This window comes from Paenibacillus tuaregi (genome assembly GCF_900086655.1).
Taxonomy (GTDB): domain Bacteria; phylum Bacillota; class Bacilli; order Paenibacillales; family Paenibacillaceae; genus Fontibacillus; species Fontibacillus tuaregi.
The window spans coordinates 5294431-5311703 of the sequence record NZ_LT575476.1 but is presented as its reverse complement, the minus strand read 5'-3'; the positions used below and the strand labels follow the sequence as shown (position 1 = coordinate 5311703).

Annotated in this window: 17 protein-coding genes; 9 read left to right on the top strand and 8 right to left on the bottom strand. The window is 47.8% G+C overall.

What is annotated here, in order from left to right:
• Positions 1-313: 313 nt before the first annotated feature.
• Complete coding sequence (locus BN6628_RS23865) at positions 314-1816, bottom strand: alpha/beta hydrolase family protein (RefSeq protein WP_068621249.1); 1503 nt, start codon at positions 1814-1816, stop codon at positions 314-316.
• 108 nt (positions 1817-1924) lie between these two features.
• Here BN6628_RS23865 and BN6628_RS23860 point away from each other — a divergent pair, with 108 nt between their 5' ends.
• Positions 1925-2407, top strand: a complete 483-nt coding sequence (locus BN6628_RS23860; protein WP_068621247.1) for a GNAT family N-acetyltransferase — start codon at positions 1925-1927, stop codon at positions 2405-2407.
• A 326-nt stretch (positions 2408-2733) separates the two neighbouring features.
• On the top strand, positions 2734-4212 hold the full coding sequence (locus BN6628_RS23855) for an Lsa family ABC-F type ribosomal protection protein (RefSeq protein ID WP_068621246.1): 1479 nt from the start codon (positions 2734-2736) through the stop codon (positions 4210-4212).
• Positions 4213-4333: 121 nt separating this feature from the next.
• Here BN6628_RS23855 and BN6628_RS23850 read toward each other — a convergent pair whose 3' ends face one another.
• From BN6628_RS23850 to BN6628_RS23825, 6 genes are all read right to left on the bottom strand, one after another.
• The gene (locus BN6628_RS23850; protein ID WP_068621244.1) at positions 4334-5230 is read right to left on the bottom strand and encodes a phosphotransferase; all 897 of its coding nucleotides are present in this window, start codon (positions 5228-5230) and stop codon (positions 4334-4336) included.
• An 18-nt stretch (positions 5231-5248) separates the two neighbouring features.
• Complete coding sequence (locus BN6628_RS23845; RefSeq protein ID WP_068621242.1) at positions 5249-6250, bottom strand: phosphotransferase; 1002 nt, start codon at positions 6248-6250, stop codon at positions 5249-5251.
• Between the two features lie 216 nt (positions 6251-6466).
• Positions 6467-7777 (bottom strand): alpha/beta hydrolase family protein, encoded by a 1311-nt coding sequence (locus BN6628_RS23840; protein ID WP_068621240.1) that lies wholly within the window; start codon positions 7775-7777, stop codon positions 6467-6469.
• Between the two features lie 125 nt (positions 7778-7902).
• On the bottom strand, positions 7903-8337 hold the full coding sequence (locus tag BN6628_RS23835; protein WP_068621238.1) for a DUF3021 family protein: 435 nt from the start codon (positions 8335-8337) through the stop codon (positions 7903-7905).
• A gap of 15 nt (positions 8338-8352) precedes the next feature.
• A complete protein-coding gene (locus BN6628_RS23830) occupies positions 8353-8790 on the bottom strand; it encodes a LytTR family DNA-binding domain-containing protein (RefSeq protein ID WP_068622612.1) in 438 nt (145 codons plus the stop codon).
• A 211-nt stretch (positions 8791-9001) separates the two neighbouring features.
• Positions 9002-9253: a glycine zipper domain-containing protein gene (locus BN6628_RS23825; protein WP_068621236.1), complete on the bottom strand. Its 252-nt coding sequence runs from the start codon at positions 9251-9253 to the stop codon at positions 9002-9004.
• A 534-nt stretch (positions 9254-9787) separates the two neighbouring features.
• On the opposite strand from BN6628_RS23825, the gene BN6628_RS23820 reads away from it, so the two are divergent.
• From BN6628_RS23820 to BN6628_RS23790, 7 genes are all read left to right on the top strand, one after another.
• Positions 9788-11131, top strand: a complete 1344-nt coding sequence (locus tag BN6628_RS23820) for an amino acid permease (protein WP_068621234.1) — start codon at positions 9788-9790, stop codon at positions 11129-11131.
• Between the two features lie 103 nt (positions 11132-11234).
• The gene (locus BN6628_RS23815) at positions 11235-12248 is read left to right on the top strand and encodes an SIS domain-containing protein (protein ID WP_068621232.1); all 1014 of its coding nucleotides are present in this window, start codon (positions 11235-11237) and stop codon (positions 12246-12248) included.
• 60 nt (positions 12249-12308) lie between these two features.
• Positions 12309-13091: a fructoselysine 6-kinase gene (gene frlD / locus BN6628_RS23810; protein WP_068621230.1), complete on the top strand. Its 783-nt coding sequence runs from the start codon at positions 12309-12311 to the stop codon at positions 13089-13091.
• A 65-nt stretch (positions 13092-13156) separates the two neighbouring features.
• Positions 13157-13885 carry a GntR family transcriptional regulator gene (locus tag BN6628_RS23805; protein ID WP_068621228.1) on the top strand — a complete coding sequence of 243 codons (729 nt, stop codon included), beginning with the start codon at positions 13157-13159 and terminating at the stop codon, positions 13883-13885.
• A 249-nt stretch (positions 13886-14134) separates the two neighbouring features.
• A complete protein-coding gene (locus BN6628_RS23800; RefSeq protein WP_068621225.1) occupies positions 14135-14593 on the top strand; it encodes an EVE domain-containing protein in 459 nt (152 codons plus the stop codon).
• Between the two features lie 194 nt (positions 14594-14787).
• Positions 14788-15618, top strand: a complete 831-nt coding sequence (locus BN6628_RS23795; RefSeq protein ID WP_068621223.1) for a helix-turn-helix domain-containing protein — start codon at positions 14788-14790, stop codon at positions 15616-15618.
• Between the two features lie 28 nt (positions 15619-15646).
• On the top strand, positions 15647-16027 hold the full coding sequence (locus tag BN6628_RS23790) for a VOC family protein (RefSeq protein ID WP_068621221.1): 381 nt from the start codon (positions 15647-15649) through the stop codon (positions 16025-16027).
• Positions 16028-16103: 76 nt separating this feature from the next.
• On the opposite strand, the gene BN6628_RS23785 is transcribed toward BN6628_RS23790, so the two are convergent.
• The gene (locus BN6628_RS23785) at positions 16104-16949 is read right to left on the bottom strand and encodes a M23 family metallopeptidase (RefSeq protein WP_068621219.1); all 846 of its coding nucleotides are present in this window, start codon (positions 16947-16949) and stop codon (positions 16104-16106) included.
• Between the last annotated feature and the right edge of the window lie 324 nt (positions 16950-17273).

Sequence of the window (17273 nt, the reverse complement as noted above, 5' to 3'; positions counted from 1 at the left end):
ATTATAGAACCTCCACTGACTCCTGAATTTGTCTAGAAACCCCCGATGTTTCCTGTCCTGGTCTACCAGCCGCAAATATCTCATAAGCAGGCGGTACCTTTGTTCATCATCGTGGCTAAGCTTATGCATTTCGTTAAGAATATCGTCGGTCCGCAAGTCTTTCCACCTCCTTGAAGCCTTTTTATTCTAAACTACAAAACTCGACAAAATCTGAAAAAGCGGGCAAGCATAGAAGAAACGCCCTCGTTCATACGAAGGGCGCTTCTTCAAGTATTAAATCTCTAGATATTCGGCTTAATGAACCTCCATCTCTCTATTCTCCCAGAGACACCGACTTCGGATACTTCACTTCCGGGTAGTCCTGATTCGGGCCCGCTAGCAGCGTGCTCTTCATTCCGCGCAAATGCTGATTGAAGAATTCAAGTACATAGTGGTTTACGAGCTCCGCTCCCCTGACACCGTTAATGCTTCCCGTCATGCCGATTTTACTGATAATCGGCGAGTACAGCTGAAGATCGGTGAAGTTGTAATGTCCCGTTCCCTCGACATAAACGACTTTGCCGCCACCCTGCTGGGTTGCGCGGTCGATCAGCTTCAATTCCAGCTCCCGGTTCTTCAGGACCGTATCGAACTGCTGACGTGTAAATTTGAGCGCCTTCAGCTCCTCTTCTGTAATCGGAACCTTACGGAATTTCGCTTGCTCCGCGTTCACTTTAGCAAAATCCCCCGATTCCATGAACATAAACGGCTTTTTCATGTCGTCCCGGCCTTTTGTCTCGAATATCGTGCCATCCATATTGATGCCCGCTTTGATGCGCGGGTTCGAATATACGGCTTCGAATGCGGTCGCTCCGCCGAAGGAATGACCCATCATGCCAATGTTGTTTATATCCAGCTTCCCTTTGAATTTGCTGGCGATGGCGCCCGTATTGAGCTTCTCTAATTGGTCCACGATGAATGAGATGTCCTTATTCCACACCTGCAGGATGGTGTGGCTGTCCTCATAGAATCTCTCTTGAGACTGATTGGTCAGAAAGCCGGTTACCCGACTGTCCGGGAAGGCGGTCGCAACCGTGCTGTAAGTATGGTCTACAGCGAATACAATATAGCCATGGCTGGCCAGGTTCTCGGCCTGGGACGTATGCAGAATCCTGCCGACCCCCATGCCATGTGACAGCAGCACTACCGGGTACGGCGTGTTCGCAGGCCGTACTTCCGCACCCGTGTAAGCATTGGCCTTGAAGTATTTCCAGTAGTCAAAAGCAGCTGCGGGAAGCTTCATATAGCCGGAATAACCCTGCGTATAGGCCTGGAACACCTTCGGATCCTCGGGGAACACCGGGCGCGGCCCCGACCCACCGGATTCTGCAGCAGGGTACCATACTTGGACCATAAGCTCCCGCTTGTCCCCCTTCTGCTTAGTGAAGATCTCTTCCCGGCTGTTGTCGACGAAGTGAAGAGTTTCCGTTCCCACCTTGAACTCACCGGTTGGCTTTGGCAGCTGGAAGACCGGCAGCAGCAGCGACAAGGCAACCGAGCCGCCGAGCAGCAATACGAATAGGGATGATACAGTGTAGCGAACCGTCTTGCCAGCCTTCCTTCGCTTGAATAAGGCGGCGATCACAAGCACAACGGCAACGGCATAAGCCGGAATCATCTGCCACCGGTAACCCTCAAACAACAGCTGAGAGGCCAACAATGCACCGCAGGTGATACCGGTTATTATCCCGGCCATCCGGTTCGCTTCCTTGCGAAGCAGCAGCACGATCATTACTGCGGCGCAGGCTGTAACTAATAACATTTCAAATACTCGCATTCGTCACGCTCCCTTTACTCTCTGAATGTTACTTATCGTAACAATCCTGGGTTAAAATGAAGGAGGGATCTTGATTAAAATTGGTTTAATATGGGTGGGGGGGTTCACATGCAGATTAGGAAATTCCAGGACTACGATATTGATCAAATTGTTACTCTATTCTATGAGACGGTACATACGGTGAATAAGAAAGATTACTCCCAGGAGCAGCTTGATGCTTGGGCTTCCAAGGCAGAGGAACCGCAGCGGCGGGAGAGCTGGCGGAAGTCCTTGGGCAGCCATATTTCTTATGTGGCTGAGCGGGACGGGCGAATCGTGGGATTCACGGACATGACCACGGAGGGTTACCTCGACCGGCTGTTCGTACATAAAGACTACCAAGGGCAAGGCATTGCCGCGGCTCTGGTGGATACACTGGAGAGCGAGGCCGTGACATTGGGGCTAGCCGAAGTTGAGACAGAGGCAAGCGTTACTGCAAAGCCTTTTTTCGAAGCAAAAGGATACAAAGTGATGCAGCCCCAGATCGTGGAACGTAAGGGGATTTCTTTGAAGAATTACCGGATGAAGAAGCTTCTGAACACGCCCGACTAGAGAGAGGGGTACGGAAATCCGATAGAGGCTGGCCGCGCGTACGGATGTATTTGGGTTTGAATTCCAAAATCAGGTGTGTTACCATGGTGTTAATTTTAAGACAGGAGCTGAAGAGCATGTAATTATTCTTGCGAATCCCAATAAAACAGTCATAGCGGTGTTATCGCCCATGTTTTATTTGTGATGCAAGAAGATTACTCTCTCTAAGGCTCTGTCAATATATCCTTATCTAACCCTGTAGGGGTTGGATTTGCTGTATTTATTTTGAGCTGCGGGAAGGTAACTTCTTGCGGCTTTTATTTTTTATGTACAGGAGGATATAGACCATGGCCTTGATTCAAGTAAGCAACCTGACATTTGCCTATGAGGGCAGTTACGATAATATTTTTGAGGATGTCAGCTTTCAACTTGATACCGATTGGAAGCTGGGTTTCACCGGGAGGAACGGCAGAGGGAAGACCACCTTTATGAATCTGCTGCTGGGTAAGTATGATTACAGCGGACATATCTCATCGAGTGTCAGCTTTGAGTATTTTCCATTCCATGTTGAGAATAAGGAAGAGCATACACTGGATGTAATTAGCGGTATTATTCCAGACTTTGCGCACTGGGAGCTTCTGCGCGAGCTGAGCTGGCTGAAAGTATCCGAGGATGTGCTGTACCGTCCATTTCTGACCTTGTCGAATGGTGAACAGACCAAGGTGCTGCTGGCTGCCCTGTTTATGAAAGAGAACAGCTTCCTGCTTATTGACGAGCCCACCAACCATCTGGATATGCATTCCCGTAAGCTGGTCAGCGACTATCTGAATACGAAGAACGGCTTTATTCTGGTATCCCATGACCGGGCGTTTCTGGACAATTGTGTAGACCACATTCTGTCGATTAACAAGACCCATATCGATATCCAGAAAGGCAATTTCACCGACTGGTGGGAGAACAAGATGAGGCAGGATCAGTATGAGCTTGCCGAGAATGAGAAGCTGAAGAAGGATATCCACCGTCTGTCGGAAGCAGCGAAAAGAACGGGCGGCTGGTCTCACGAGGTGGAGAAAACCAAGAATGGAACCAGAAATTCCGGTTCCAAGGTAGACAAGGGATATGTTGGACATAAGGCTGCGAAGATGATGAAGCGCTCCAAGTCTATGGAGAACAGGCAGCAGTCGGCTATAGAGGAGAAGTCCAAGCTGCTGAAAAATATCGAAAGCTCCGAGAGCTTGAAGATCTCCCAGCTGGTTTACCCGAAGAAGCAGCTCGCTGAGCTTAAGCAGGTTGCCGTTTATTATGGGGATCGGCAGGCGAGCCCGGAGATCAGCTTTGCGATTGAGCAGGGGGACCGGATTGCCCTGTCAGGCCGGAACGGCACCGGGAAGTCCAGCATTCTGAAGTTGATCTGCGGCGAGCCTATTAGCTATACCGGGCAGCTCAGCGTTGGGAGCCAGCTCAAGATTTCCTATGTGTCTCAGGATACCTCGCATTTGCAGGGCAATCTGACCGATTATGCGAGAGAGCACGGAATTGAGGAGAGCCTGTTTAAGGCAATTCTTAGGAAGCTCGATTTCTCAAGATTGCAATTTGAGAAGGACATGTCGTCCTTCAGCGGCGGGCAGAAGAAGAAGGTGCTGATCGCCAAGAGCCTGTGCGAGCAGGCCCATCTGCACATCTGGGATGAGCCGCTGAATTTCATTGATGTCATCTCCCGGATGCAGATTGAGGAGCTGCTGCTGGAGCACGCGCCAACCCTGCTCTTTGTGGAGCATGACCGAGAGTTCTGCACGAATATCGCCACCAAGGTGATTGAACTCTAGCTTGATCTAAACTAAATAGTGAACTAAGGGGGGCTTGAGATTCAGGAGAAGCCCCTTTAGTTTTTTCCCGGTTCAAAGAGAAACAGGAACAGCGGTATAAAGAATCGCCGAATCGCGCGGTTTACAGCAAGGACCTGAGCTCACGTTGATATTTGCTAAATTGCGCTGAGGTGACGATAAGCGGCTTGGCAGAACGAATTCCACCGATTCGGATATTTCGGACCACATGATAAGGAGCACATAAAAGCGCATACAAGAGGCGGGTATCTGAAGCGTTTAATTGGCGGTATCTCTGATAATAGTCAATCGAGCGAAGCATCCTGACCCCGTTCCAGCCGCAATTTCGGTGAAGCAGATGGGACAAGTCTTTCATTCTTGTATGAAGGGAAGTATTATCGAAGTCTATTAAATGCAGCTTCCCCCTAGGGCTTTTAATTAGATTAGGATAATTGTAATCACCATGGATAAAGGCGGAGGTTTCTTGTTCCGTCCGGATGGCTTCCAGAGACTGAGGCTGCTGTAAGAAATTTGCCACTTCCTCACAACGGCTTGCTAAATGCCGGGTCTCTTTGTACTGGCTGAGCAGTTGCTGATAATCCGAAATTTCGCTGCCCAGTCCCCAGTACCGGATTCTTGACTCGGGAGCTTCCGTAATGGGAAACCCGTTAGCCATGGAATGGAATTTGGCCAGGGTTCGAAGCCCGTTCCTGAAGTCCCCTCTTTTTGTGAAAATCGGCCTTTGTCCAACAACCCAATTCGTTAAGGTGTACAGGTTTCCCTCATAAGTCATGTAGAGGGACTGTTCTACCGTAGGGTATACTTTTTGCCCGCGTGTAAACCCCTTCTCTGCCATGAAAGTGAAGATCCGGGTAATGAATCGGACTTCTTCCTCGGGGAAGACGTATCCTTTTAAACAATAGGTCATATCCGAAGTTCGAAGCTTATACACGTCTTTGACTTGCTGGATATCCTTAATTTTTAGTCCATATTGTTGTTCTACCCGTAACTTGAGGGACATCCTTTAGTTCACTTCCCTTTATTGATTTGACCAATCTGCAAGCAGCTTCATGGCATCCAACCGGAGAGGCCAAGTTTGCTCCAGGATGCGCAGCATTTCCTGGCTTCGCTTGCCTTTGGGGGATCGGATAGCCTGCCAAGCCTCCCGGGGCAATCCATATAAGCAATAAATCAATTTGCGCTGAGCCCGCTCTAAGGGGTTAACCTCTTCATACCCTTTCAACAGCGCCAGAATGAAATCGGGATTGAACTGGGTAGTGTTCATAAGAGCTTTGGCGATATCCACATAAGCTGAACCCACTTTGATATGGTCCCAATCGATGATAAAAAGCTGATTTTCCCCCGAAATAATGACGTTAGGGGAGGTAATATCGTTGTGGATCAGTGCCGGACGGCTCCACTCTCTTTTCAGAAGACCAACAAGCTCTGGACTTTTTAAAATAGCCCATGCCCGATCCGAGAGACGGGTACAGGTCTTTCCGTATTTCTTGAGCCATCGGCGGTTCCGGCCACCCGGCTGTAATGCTTGGGCCATTCGTTTTCGGAAGAGTTGGTCCTTCACCTGCCATAACCGAATCTGCTCAAGTGTGGGAGAACCTTTCGTGCGGAGGCCAAGGCCGGGAGTCAGATGGAGCGTCGCAAGGGCCCGGCCTAATTGCTCGAAATCCTCAGGTTTCTCCATACCTCTGCCCGAAATCCATGTGGTCATATAGAAGGGTCTGCCATGGCTTAAAGTCCACAGCTTCCCGGAACGGGTGGTGAGCCATTTAGGCATGTGGCTGAAGCCGCTGTCTGCCAGAAGCTTTACATATTTGGCGGTTGTTCCTATTTGGTGAACCGCACTTGAGCCGAGGGACGGCTGGCGGAGAAAGGGTTTAACCGCATAGGTTCCACTTTGCGTGTGTACCTTGAACACTGCGTTCCTTCGGTATAAGGAAGAGACCGGCTCCGAGCGGACTGGGATCAGGCCGTAGCGGCCGGTAATTTCGCGGATTTGGCGTTTAGTGTAGGAATCGTTCATAGGCAACCTCGATTCATTGAAGAAGTTTAAGGATGAACAATCACGAGAGTGGGGGCTTTTGGTTAGGTTATTCACTTAGGGCCATACATGTATGGTCTAACGTCATAAGAGGGATTTATTTTAACAGTTCGTGAACGCAAAAAGGCTTTGCAGAGGGATTCCATCTGCAAAGCCTTTTTTCTGGAAGTGGAGGCTCTATGTCACTTGCTCGGTCGGTTAATAGGCCTTAGGAGGATTGAAGCTGCCTATTCCTTTTAATTTATAGTCAAAAAACTTCAAGATCAGCTCATTCTCCGTTTCAATGCAGAAATACTTATCGATCTCTGCGCTTCCACGTTGAAGTTGATTGGCAAGGAATGGTGAGAACAAAGGCAAGTCCGTAAGACTTAAATGCTTGGCCCCTTGAAAATGAACGGTATACATCTCTGCGGTGTTCTGATCCGCGGCTTGGTTGGCCGCATAGATGGTGTTTCTGCCCAGCTGCTTCCACACATCATCGGAATAGATATTGAGAAGTGGTGTGGTGTAACGTCTGCCGCTTGCCGCGAAGTCATCCGCTGCTTTATTGTAGACAAGCTCACTGAACATCGGCGCATCAATATTGACCACTGCGCTGATATCTGAACGCTCTCTTCCAAGCCACATACTCGCCGTGCCGCCCATGGAGTGGCCAAACACCCCAATTTTACTTGTATTGATCAGCTTATAGAGGCTGTCCGTGTCACTGCTGGTTTTTTCAAGTATAGTATCGATTACAAAATTCATATCATCCGCGCGCAGCTTCATCCATTTTTGGAATAATCCATAAACCTCTTTATTTGTATAAACTCCATCGGTGTTGGCATTTTGGAATTCCTGCAAGAATCCCTTATCCGCAAGCGTCACTTTCCCATCGTCGGACACGGTATAGAAGGAATGAGAAGGATGGTCGATAGAGACTACAACATAACCGTGGCTGGCCAGCTCGGTATATGTTGAGCTGTTGCTGGACTTTATCCCGAACGCTCCGTGTGAGAATACTAGAAGTGGATAGGTTCCGTTAGCGTTCTTAGCGTTCTTAGGGTACCAGAACTCCACGTTGACGAACCGGTTCCCCGCGTGGGTGAAGGGGTCCACCCGCTTTTTGTCCGTATAAGTGTAGGATGCGGTTGCAACTTCGTACGGCCCCGTGACTCTAGGTGATTTATATTGTGGGAAGATAAGTACGGGTGCAAAAGCGAGTGTCAGCACCAAAGTCATCAAGACGGTTTTTACCACAGTCCGGGAGGCTTGGTATCTCCGTTCAAGAGCCGATTTGCGAAGGAGTGAGACTGCAGCGGATATCGCAAGTATTAGCAGCAGAATCGCGGGCAGAACCCAGCTGAAGCTCCAAACAATGATCGTAGATAGGATAAGCAGACCAAAGATTAAAAATTCGGAGACTCTGAGCCAGCTTTTAAATCTTTTATGATTTTGTTTTGTAATGATGCACCATGCGGCAAGAGCAATCTCAATGATTAGCGCAGCAAAAAATAATAACGTTCCCATGATGGCGACTCCCTTTCTTCTCATATTGTTCTTAGTGATGAAGTCATCATATAAAACATGGAGAAAGGAAGTATATAGAATAACGATAAGCTGTAGCTACAGGCCAGTAAGTTGCAAAAATCGGACTATTCGGAGAGATTTTTCTTAAAGCTTTCCAGCTTCTCGTTGATCGATTTGGCGGTTTGTTTGTCATTTTCCCAGGAGAGGATATGGACCACGACATAAATAAAAGCAATCTCCAGCGCAAGAATGACCAAGCTTTGTAGACTATCTACAATACCCATGATACTTGCAAGGGTAATTAATATCGTCTCCAGCGCGCAGAAATGAACGGCTATTCTAATCCGCATGCTCCTCTCGCTGATACCCTGCGGAGTATACATAATAAGTCCGATTAAAGCGCCAGCGAGCGCGAATGCCATAATGATATAAATGGACTTCAAATCAAAGCCTATACCGGGGGCATACATTTGCCGCAGCACCGTGATCGTGATGATAATTGCCCCGAAGATCACCAGGAAATCGCGAACCAGTTTTTTGATGAAATTAGATAATGCCACCTTTGCTTCCCCCTCTTACAGTCCAAGTTTATTCTTAAGATTAGGGACATACTGTCTGGATATGACCACTCGTTCCCCATTATCGAGCACCGCCTCGAACCGGCCGCTTAGGGAAGGATGAACATATGAAATTTTAGCGATGTTCAGAATCGTGGATTTGGATGCCCGGAAAAAGTTCATCCGGTTGGACAGTTCCTCCAGCTCGTAAAGCCGCTGTTTGACCTCAAAGACCCTGTCCTTGCAGTAAATAAATACCTTTCCATCTACCGCTTCAAAGTAATAGATCTCGCTAAGCTTAATCCGGTGGACATGTTCTCCAAGGTACCCGAGCATAACCGGATTGTCCATCTTCAGCTTATTCACGATTTCTTGCACTTCCTCATTTACCTCATAGCACCTGATAAGGATTTCTTCATCCTCGTCCCGGCTTATCTCTACGATGGAAACTTTCATAGCCTTACCTGCCTTATCAAGTGATTGATACTTACGCTGCAAACATCATTTCTCTATACCAAATGAACTTATGAAGGTTCGCTGAGATCGGTTAATTCTAAAGTTCATTTTATATAGTCTATTATGCTAGAGACCCTGGATGGAGAAAAGGTGCAAAATCAAAGAAGGAGAACAGTGAACTCTGTTCTCCTTCTTTGTCATGGCGCGGAGTTTATCTCCGGCTCGAAGATGATCCATGTTTATCTTTTTGGCCTGACTGGTTATCATTGTCGCCCATGCCTTCACCAGCTTTGTTGCCAAGTGCAGCTCCGGCAACTCCACCCACTATTGTACCTACTGGGCCTAGAATTGAACCTACGGCAGCGCCTGCTGCGGCACCGCCCACGGTTCCTACAGCTTCACTGGTATCGAAATCATTTTTGCCACCACGATCACGTTGCTGTTTGTTGTTATTCTCGGACATGTTGTTTCCCTCCTTGTACGTGGTATGGAATCGCAGCTGTTTGGATCAGCGCTGGTCCCGAACCTAGTTTGCCCCCCCTTGGGAAAACCCATCCATGGATCTCGGGAGCAAGCTCAGAACAAATATCAGGTATTTTTAACCATTTAAAAAAAGGGATTGATATTTTTGTAAGGTGTAGTTATAATACAAAACATAACAAATAAAAAAACGCTTTCATCAAGAGGAGGTGAAGCATTAAACCTGGCTGGAATGAGCAATACGTGAAGCCAGAGGATACTTTACGAAACTGTCTGAGCTGTGTCATTTCCATTTGATTGATGGAGACGGCTCATCTGATGCGTATCTTGCTTTAGATGACGGGGGACTGAATTGGAGAGAATATAACGACCCTTCAAAGCCACGGTTATAACGGAGCTTGCACCTTAGAGATTATGGGATCTGGTTAATGCCAGAGTCTGCATGAAGCACTTAAGAGATCAATCAGGAAAATATGGGATTTGAAAGTCTTATCATCTTGATTTGGAGGAACTCGCTATGAGTAATGGGACACTTACACGAAAACTGGGTTTCTGGTCAGCCCTGGCTATCGCTGTTGGAACTACGATAGGCTCCGGAATATTTGTCTCATCTGGGGATGTGGCAAAAGCGGCGGGTCTTCCCTCGATTTCCATACTGGCTTGGATTATTGGTGGGATCATCGCAATTCCGCAGGTTATGGTGCTGGCCGAATTGTCAACGGCTTACCCGCAAAATGGAAGCGGTTACGTATACTTGAATAAAGCGGGCTGGAGGCCCTTGGCCTTCCTGTACGGGTGGGCGACATTCTGGGCGCTCGATCCACCGTCCATCTCAATTATGGCCTTGGCCATCGTAGCCTACTTGGCCAGCTTCTTCCCGTTCTTCGCCGGGTTCGCCGGCAAGCTGCTCGGGGTGGCAATCATTCTGATCATTACGTCCATCCATTACCGGAGCGTTAAGGGTGGCGGAAGCTTTCAGGTCATTATTACCGCTATCAAAATCATTCCTTTCCTGATTGTTATTGTGCTCGGACTGATGTACATGAATTTTGACAACTTTGCTTACACCCCGGCGCCTGGAGCCGGAAGCTCAAGTCTGATCGGAGGCGTATCCGCTACGACCTGGGCGTACACAGGAATGGCAGCCATTTGTTTTATGGCTGGAGAATTCAAAAATCCAGGGAAAGTTCTCCCTAAGGCATTAATTAGCTCGGTAATGATTGTACTGGGTCTGTATACCCTGCTTGCGGTATGTGTCACCGGCTTGATGCCGTTCGACAAACTGATGGGTTCCAGTGCTGCTGTATCCGATGCCGTGAAGTACATTCCGGGATTATCCGGAATCGCCTCATCCTTTGTGGCCGTTACGGCAATCATTGTTATTCTGGGTTCCTTAAGCTCGTGTATTATGTTTCAGCCGCGCCTGGAGTATGCCATGGCGAAGGACGGACTGTTCTTCCAGCGCTTTGGGAAAGTCCATCCGAAATTCGAAACACCCAGCTTCTCGATTCTCGCTCAGGTTACATTTGCCTGTATTCTTGTGTTCTTCAGCAATCTAACCGAATTGCTGGGTTACTTCACACTCATTCAGCTGGTTATTAACATCCTGGACTTTGCCGCTGTCTACAAATGCCGGAAGAGAGAAGATTACAACCCGATTTACCGGATGCCAATGTGGAGAGTGACCACGATTCTGGCGATCGCCGGGGCGGCGTGGCTGGCTTGGGGAACCTTTACTTGGGCTCCGATTCAAGGTATGATTGCCGCCGCAATTGTTATCGCCACAGGCCTGCCCGTGTACTACTATTGGGAGAAGAAATATGGGTCCAAAAGGTCCGGGGACAGCCAAATCGTTGCCTAGTCAAAAGCATTGTTTAAATTGTAATGTTAAATTATAATACAAAACATAATAAATAAAACTGGATCATATTGGAATTTGGCTCCAATATGGGGAGGGAACGAACATGTTGAACTTTGATGAACAGTTATTCCTTAAGCTAGTGGAACAAGAGGGCCTTGCTTTTAGAGGACAGATTGAAGAGATTGTGGACGGGATTTGCAAGAAAGGGTACAGCAACATCTTTATGATTGGTGCAGGCGGCACAATCGCGATGATGTATCCTTATGAATATATTTTGAAGTCGAATTCAACCATTGACGTTCATGCGGAGATCGCCGCTGAGTTCATGGTGATGAACAACCGCCATTTCAGCAAAGATTCCGTATGTATCTTCACTTCGGTATCCGGAACCACTCAAGAGACTGTAGCTGCAGCTGAGTTCTGTAAGGAACGCGGCGCAACTACAATTGCTCTCGTAGCTGAACCGGACACACCGCTAACGAAGATTGTGGATCATTGCATCACCACTGGATCGGAGAAGCATTCTTTTGATACATTCTTCATGCTGCTGCACATGGTCGTATTCCGCTTTATGTATAACAACAACGAGTTCCCTGAGTATGATCAGTTCGTTAAGGAAGTAGCCCTGCTGCCGCGTGCGATTCTGGATGCGGTTAAGACCTTCGATCCGAAAGCGGAAGCCTTCGCGAAGGAGCATAAGGATACGGATTACCACATGATGGTGGGTTCCGGGAACTTGTGGGGGAATACTTATTCCTACGCGATGTGTATTCTGGAAGAGATGCAGTGGATTCACGCCAAATCGATCCATGCAGCAGAATTCTTCCACGGCACACTTGAGCTTGTGGTTGAAGATACCAGCGTAATTCTGCTGAAAGGTGAAGACGAAACCCGTCCACTCATGGACCGTGTAGAGCGTTTTGCCGAGAAAATCACGAAGAAGCTGACCATTATTGATACCAAAGAATTCAAAATGGAAGGCATCAGCGAAGAGTTCAGAAAGCATTTCTCTGTAAATATCAACTGGTCCGTGCTCAGCCGCATCAGCGCCTACCTGGAGCGTGAGAGAAACCATCCGTTAACGCTTAGAAGATATTATCGTCAAATGGAATATTAAGATGTCGTGAGCACTACTTCGTAGTGCTCCTCTTTTAACCGCAAGGAAGGTGGGAGCAAGATGAGAATTGTTACAGTCGGAGATAATTGTATGGATGTCTACCAGGCCAGCGGCAAGGCTTATCCGGGAGGCAATCCGGTGAATGTGGCCGTTTATTTGACCGAACTAGGTGCAGAGGCCGCTTATATAGGTTGGGTAGGTACTGACATATATGGGGATATCATGATCCAGGCAATCCAGGATAAAGGCGTGGATACTTCCCGAGTATCCAAAAAAACAGGAAAAACAGCGGTCACCCAAGTCGAGATGGTGGATAATGACCGCAAGTTTGGCGATTATGATGAAGGGGTTATGGCGCACTTCTCCCTTACCCCTGAGGAAATCAACTTTGCGGGAAACTATCAGCTTGTACATTCGGGCATATGGGGGCATGCTGATAAATATTTTCCTGAGTTTAAGCAAAAGGGTCTCATCACCTCCTTTGATTTCTCGGACCAGTTAAATGATGATTTGGTGCAGACCTTACCGCCTCATGTGGATTATCCATTCTTCTCGTATACCCAGGACGATGACTATATCCGGGGACTTCTGACCGAGGTGAAGCAGAGAGGAGCTCAAATTGCTGTTGCCACCTTAGGTGAGAACGGTTCACTTGCCTATGACGGGGAGCGGTTCTATACGTACGGCGTGGGTGAGGTTGATGTTGTGGATACGATGGGCGCTGGGGATTCATTTATTGCTGGATTCATCTATGGCAGATTGAAAGGGCTTTCCATTGAGGCGTGCCTGGAGCTTGGTGCGGCCACAGCTGCCAAGACCATTGGATATTTCGGGGCATGGTGACTGATGTAAGCCATCAATGTATAATACGTAGTATATAATCATTGATGGATAAGGATGAATTAACGATGAATTTAAATCCTTCAACCCCCCAGCCGCTGTATATGCAGATCCGGCAAATGTTGAAGAATGATATCCAGCACGGAAGATATAAACCCGATGAACAGATCCCAACCGAGGCGGAGCTCTGTGATACTTATAATGTAAGTCGAATTACGATCAGGAAGGCGATTGAGGAATTGGTGCGGGACGGCACGCTGACACGGATTCCCCGCAGAGGCACCTTTGTGGCCTCGAACAAATTCCACAATGAGCTGTTATCTGTAAGCGGATTCTCGGAGTTCAGCCATCAGCTCGGCATGATCCCGAACTCCAGGATTCTCCGAAGTGAGGTTATCCAGGCCTCGGAGGAGGTGGCTGGACATCTTCAGATTGAAGAAGGCAGCCCTGTGCTTGAGTTAGAGCGGCTGATGTATGTGGATGACCGCCCTCTTTTCTACGATATTGCCCATTATTCGCTCACCCGGTTCCCTGATCTGGAGAAGAAGATTGCGATGAACGAATCGACTTACAAGATCCTATCGGAGGAATATCATACGGAGATTGTAAGCAACGACAAGATCATCGACGTCATTGGGGCGACCAAGGATTATGCCAAGCTGCTCGAATGTGATATCGGGGCGAATTTGTTCCGGATTTTAAAAATTGCCTTTGACGCGAACGACGAGCCGGTTCATCTCTCCACCTTTATGTGTGAGACCAACCGGGTTAACTTGACGGTCCACCGGGCCAAATAAGGTCATGCCTAGCCGCATGGCCTTTTTTTGTGGTTCCAGGAATGGCCTGGATTCATGAGCCCCGACTTTGTCAAAACTCAGCTATTCTAACTGTCGGCAATCAAACGGCAGGCTATATTTACTCAACTGAAAAACACTACTGACACAAGGTTGTCAGTAGTGTTTTGTTATATTCAGAGTATGTTGGCAAGCTGTGTGGGGCTTTAACTAAATGAGCGGCCCCATTCTATAAGAAAGAAGGCTATTTATATGATAAAAGAAACAAATGAACAAACCCGTTACTGGATTGGAGTTGTATCAGCCAGCCATGTGGAGCGGGGGGTACAAGGTGGATTCGCCCAGCTCTGCCATGGCAAGCAGGGACCTCTGCGCCGGATGCGTCCCGGTGATTGGTTGATCTACTACTCCCCACGGACCGATATGGCGAAAGGCGAGGCACTCCAAGCGTTCACCGCAATTGGTCAGGTTGTGGATGACAGAGTTTATGAATATCAAATGTCGGAGACCTTTATTCCTTTCCGCCGGGATATCAACTATGTCCCATGCAGCCCGGTTAAGATTTCCAGTCTGTTGCATGAATTAAGCTTTACACGCGGGAACCGCAATTGGGGTTATAAGTTCCGTTTCGGACATTTCGAGATCGGGCGGGAAGATTTCTTAACGATAACAGCCGCTATGACAGGGGATGCTATTATAGTGAAATTTTGAGGAATATAACTCCGGGATAGAACCAAGAAGAATAGAGGGCTTTTCACGTAGGATGGAGAAGTTACTTGAAAGGGACTGCAATCGTTTCTGGTCACTGTGAGGTTAGCTTGGACCGACTAGCTGTCATTTGTGTTTGACATCTACATGGTTATAGAGGCAGAGCCCAATATGTTTACCCGATGGAGATGAATGCAATGTATGTTCCTATCCAGTTTATTGATTCCCGGTTGCTCCATCCCCAGCTCTCCTATAGAGAGATCACTCCTTCTGTCCCGCTGCAGGTTTTTGTGGCATGTTATTGGTTCTTGGATTCGGTCTCTCCCTTACAGGAGATAGTTCCTCACAGGGTTCTGCCAGATGGATGCGTGGATATTCTGCTTGACTTATCAGCAGGAGAAACTCACTTTGTTGGTGTGATGAGTGAAGCGGATATGGTGCCGATGATCGGCGAGGTTCACCTCATGGGAATCCGGTTTCTACCCCATAGTCTTCCTGTTCTGTTGAAAGGGGATGCAGGATTTGTGGCTAACGGTATGGTGCAGCTAGGAGAAATATGGGGCCAGAGAGCTGCATTTCTGGAGGAGGTATCTATCCCGGGATTGTCTGCCGAACAAAAGGTTAAAGCCACAGAGAGAGCATTGCTCACCTGGTTCATACAGGACGCGGCTGATTCGAGGTGGAGCGCCCTGCTGAACTTGATCACGGAGAAAAAGGGCATCGTGTCGATTGCTGAGCTTGCGGATTACTACACCGTATCCGAGAGGCATATCTCCAGGACGTTTAAGTCTCTAATGGGGATTACGGCCAAGGAGTATACGAACATTATCCGGTTTCAAAGTGTGCTTCATTATCTGAAGATGAGCCGAGGCCATATCAATTGGTCTGATTTATCGGTGGATACCGGATATTATGATCAGTCGCATCTCATTAATGAATTCAAGAAGCGTTACGGGATAACCCCGGGCCGATTGATTGCAGGGGAATGTCCTCTTTTTCCAATACAATCGCCCCCGGCTCCTTTATGATAAGTACAATTATGAAGGAGGTAGGTCCATGCAAAGTATAACTGCAAATTTAAAAGTAAATAATGTCAAAGAGACGTTAGCATTTTACAGGGACGTGCTTGGGTTTGAAGTGGTTGTAACCGTGCCTGATTATGACCAGCCCGTACTGAATTGGGGTATGGTGAAGAACGGCGGAGCAGAGCTAATGTTCCAGGAGAAAACCAATCTTGAAGAGGAATATCCTGTACTACGGGATCAAGGCGGTACGGGCGGCTTGTCCCTGTTCATCAAAGTGGATGACGTGGAACGTATCTTTGAGAATATTCAGGACCAAGTCCAAGTGATCACACCGATACATAAAACGTTCTATGACACGAAGGAATTTGCCATCTTGGACAACAACGGGTTTGTGCTGACGATAGCGGAGTAGATTAGTTTAAGGGTACAATAAAAATTAAAGAGGTTGTCCCAAAATCGAAATGACCGGGGACAGCCTCTTTTATCATTTATTCTGTAGCCTCGCCAAAGTATTTTAATTCGGCTTCTCTAACCTTGTCTACAGTAAGCTCATTGATTTTGCTGTCTGTAAGATTGAATTCCTTCTTTAAATTTTCGAGAGTACGGTCTTCTACTTTGGTGGCATTGAACCACTTGTAGAACTTGTCCTTGCCGATGGCATGGATGACATTATTATCGAAGAAGTCGCCTAAGTTATCATGAGAATGAGCCTCTTGCTTTTGTGCAGACTCATTCGACTTAGCTGTGAAGTGGGGTACTGTAGGGTAGAACGGCATAGGATCGATCGTTTGGTTGTCCGCAGGATAAGTAAGATCTAGATTATTCACATCAAAATGCAGATGGTATCCCACATTTCCGGTGTTGCCCGAAGTGGCAATTTGAACATACTGGCCAATGTGGGTACCGGTAGCGTAAACCTGGCTGCTTGCCTTCAGGTGAAGGTATCGGGTAACGAGCTTCTTATTTGTTGCGGGGTCAGTGGTGTTATGACGAATGGTTACCGCCTGGGTTCCATCAGAGTAGGCACCTGATTGAATAATGACACCGGCAGCGGCAGAACGAACAGGGACCAGCTTCACCCCGATGTCCACACCTTTATGGAAGCGTGAGCCTGTGTATCCGAATCCATCGGTAATTGTTGTGCTGTCCGTCGGCCAAGACCAGTTCAAGCCGGCATAGAAGCTATTTGGGGAGACTGCCTGGGCAGTCACAGACGCTGCGGTTAATTTCCCAGCCTGACCGGAGTTATCGACCGCCAGTGCGGTACCGCTTCCAACAATACAAAGACTAAGGGATAGCGAAGCTAGCAGCATTTTACCTTTTGAGAGTTTCATAATCTATCAACCTCCTTATTTGGAATATCCATAGATTACCATGCAACCAACTAATAATACAATATATGTAAGACATACTTAATAATTGTAATATTTTGCTAATATTTGGGGTGGGATTTTAACTCCACTGCGTTCAGCGTTCAGGCGGTTTGGTTGCCTAGCCCTACGAGAGAATGGCAGCATTCAAATAGAGTCTACTATTAGCGGCAGAGGGGACATTGAGAGAAAAGAGTGCTCGGCTACCGCAGTGGACCCCATGTGGATCGCCTGAAGAAGGCTCTTTACATGGAAATATCTACAGATCAGCCTCCCCCCCCCCCCCCC

Bases quoted from the DNA above. Each gene is read 5' to 3' on its own strand.
- BN6628_RS23790 (WP_068621221.1), top strand. From the start codon at position 15,647: ATGCAAAGTATAACTGCAAATTTAAAAGTAAATAATGTCAAAGAGACG.
- BN6628_RS23855 (WP_068621246.1), top strand. From the start codon at position 2,734: ATGGCCTTGATTCAAGTAAGCAACCTGACATTTGCCTATGAGGGCAGT.
- BN6628_RS23785 (WP_068621219.1), bottom strand. From the start codon at position 16,949: ATGAAACTCTCAAAAGGTAAAATGCTGCTAGCTTCGCTATCCCTTAGT.
- BN6628_RS23865 (WP_068621249.1), bottom strand. From the start codon at position 1,816: ATGCGAGTATTTGAAATGTTATTAGTTACAGCCTGCGCCGCAGTAATG.
- BN6628_RS23840 (WP_068621240.1), bottom strand. From the start codon at position 7,777: ATGGGAACGTTATTATTTTTTGCTGCGCTAATCATTGAGATTGCTCTT.
- BN6628_RS23860 (WP_068621247.1), top strand. From the start codon at position 1,925: ATGCAGATTAGGAAATTCCAGGACTACGATATTGATCAAATTGTTACT.
- BN6628_RS23795 (WP_068621223.1), top strand. From the start codon at position 14,788: ATGTATGTTCCTATCCAGTTTATTGATTCCCGGTTGCTCCATCCCCAG.
- BN6628_RS23830 (WP_068622612.1), bottom strand. From the start codon at position 8,790: ATGAAAGTTTCCATCGTAGAGATAAGCCGGGACGAGGATGAAGAAATC.
- BN6628_RS23825 (WP_068621236.1), bottom strand. From the start codon at position 9,253: ATGTCCGAGAATAACAACAAACAGCAACGTGATCGTGGTGGCAAAAAT.
- BN6628_RS23800 (WP_068621225.1), top strand. From the start codon at position 14,135: ATGATAAAAGAAACAAATGAACAAACCCGTTACTGGATTGGAGTTGTA.
- BN6628_RS23850 (WP_068621244.1), bottom strand. From the start codon at position 5,230: ATGTCCCTCAAGTTACGGGTAGAACAACAATATGGACTAAAAATTAAG.
- frlD (WP_068621230.1), top strand. From the start codon at position 12,309: ATGAGAATTGTTACAGTCGGAGATAATTGTATGGATGTCTACCAGGCC.
- BN6628_RS23820 (WP_068621234.1), top strand. From the start codon at position 9,788: ATGAGTAATGGGACACTTACACGAAAACTGGGTTTCTGGTCAGCCCTG.
- BN6628_RS23805 (WP_068621228.1), top strand. From the start codon at position 13,157: ATGAATTTAAATCCTTCAACCCCCCAGCCGCTGTATATGCAGATCCGG.
- BN6628_RS23845 (WP_068621242.1), bottom strand. From the start codon at position 6,250: ATGAACGATTCCTACACTAAACGCCAAATCCGCGAAATTACCGGCCGC.
- BN6628_RS23815 (WP_068621232.1), top strand. From the start codon at position 11,235: ATGTTGAACTTTGATGAACAGTTATTCCTTAAGCTAGTGGAACAAGAG.